The following is a 1650-nucleotide window of genomic DNA, read 5'->3' as shown; positions in this document are numbered from 1 at the left end:
GTTGTGATCACCCCTGAAACTTGCTGAAATATTTTTTCGCAACCTTTACATTTTTGTGAAAAATAATTTCTTGCTAACTCACTAAAAATTAAAAGGAAGATAGTTTTCAGGGATGGTATCCGGCGTTAACCCCCAACACGAAAACTCACGCAAAAGTGATTCTCCCCTGCGGCAGAATCACTGACGTGTAATGCATTGCTGTTTTCTCACACTCTGCTCAGTTTCAAAGCACATTGGCTGCTGTAAGCCAGGGGCGGTAGCGTGGAAAAACCTAAAAATACTGGAATAATCTGATGGCACGTAGTGGCTTGGAAGTACAAAAAGCAGCCGTTAAAGCGCTTTTTTTGAGGGAAATTAAAACCCGTTTTGGTAAGTACCGATTAGGGTATCTGTGGGCCGCGCTGGAACCTTCAGCGCATGTTTTGATCATGCTTGCAATATTTGGATATGTAATGCATCGAACAATGCCTGATATCTCGTTCCCTGTATTTTTAATCAATGGTATTATTCCTTTCTTTTTGTTTAGTAACATAAGTAACCGCTCCATTGGTGCCATTGAGGCAAATCAAGGGTTATTTAACTATCGTCCAGTTAGACCCATTGATACAATGATTTCAAGGGCACTACTTGAAACTTTAATTTATGCAATTGTTTATGTTCTCTTGATGACAATTGTAGGCCTAATGGGGGAAATATTTGAGGTAACAAAGGTAGTAACACTAATACTTGTTTGGTTCTTCCTTATTATTTTCTCATGTGGCATTGGGCTTATTTTTATGGTCGTGGGAAAAACTTTTCCCGAAACAGAAAAGTTTCTACCTATTTTAATTAAACCACTATATTTTTTTTCTTGTATAATGTTTTCATTGCATAACCTGCCGAAAGAATATTGGCCGTATCTGCTTTGGAATCCAATTGTACATGTTGTTGAACTGTGCAGAGAATCTGTAGTTCCGGGTTATATCAGCGAAGGAGTAAGTTTAAACTATTTAGCGCTATGCGCCTTGATAACTTTTTTCATTGGATTAGCATTATATCGTAACCGTGAAGAGGCAATGTTGACCTCATGATCAAGATTGAAAATTTAACCAAATCATATAAAACACCTACCGGTCGTCATTACGTCTTCAAAGGTCTTGATGTTAATTTACCGCCCAATAAAAGTGTAGCGCTTATAGGACGCAATGGTGCAGGTAAATCGACCCTACTCAGGGTTATTGGTGGAATTGATCGCCCTGACAGTGGAAAGATAATTACAGACAAAACTATATCCTGGCCGGTAGGCTTAGCTGGAGGTTTTCAAGGCAGTTTAACGGGGAGAGAAAACGTTAAATTCGTTGCTCGCTTGTATGCAACTAAAAATGAACTAAAAGAGAAAGTTGCGTTTGTAGAAGAATTTGCTGAACTTGGAAAATATTTTGATATGCCAATTAAGACTTATTCTTCTGGTATGAAATCAAGACTAGGCTTTGGGCTAAGCATGGCTTTTAGATTTGATTATTATTTAGTTGATGAGGTCACTGCTGTTGGCGATGCGAAATTTAAACAAAAGTGTGCTGACCTTTTCAGAGAAAAACATGCGCAAGCAAGTTTTTTAATGGTTTCTCATAGCCTCAAATCATTAGTTGAGTTTTGTGACGTTGCATTATT

2 protein-coding genes are annotated in these 1650 nt (G+C 38.1%); both read left to right on the top strand.

Annotated features, from left to right (window positions below; all coding sequences use genetic code 11):
* The first annotated feature begins 293 nt into the window (after positions 1-293).
* Positions 294-1070, top strand: coding sequence for an ABC transporter permease (locus J1782_RS00315; RefSeq protein ID WP_217151909.1), 777 nt, complete (start codon positions 294-296; stop codon positions 1068-1070).
* Positions 1067-1650: ABC transporter ATP-binding protein (locus tag J1782_RS00310; protein ID WP_217151908.1), on the top strand; the 584-nt coding region annotated here is incomplete at its 3' end. The genes J1782_RS00315 and J1782_RS00310, both read left to right, overlap by 4 nt.

Origin of the sequence: Rahnella sp. BCC 1045 (assembly GCF_019049615.1) — a bacterium.
GTDB lineage: Bacteria > Pseudomonadota > Gammaproteobacteria > Enterobacterales > Enterobacteriaceae > Rahnella > Rahnella contaminans.
Note: the sequence above shows the minus strand (reverse complement) of the source record. Positions and strands in the feature narration are given on the sequence as shown.

Coding starts and splice junctions, on each gene's coding strand:
- J1782_RS00315 (WP_217151909.1), top strand. CDS start 294: ATGGCACGTAGTGGCTTGGAAGTACAAAAAGCAGCCGTTAAAGCGCTT.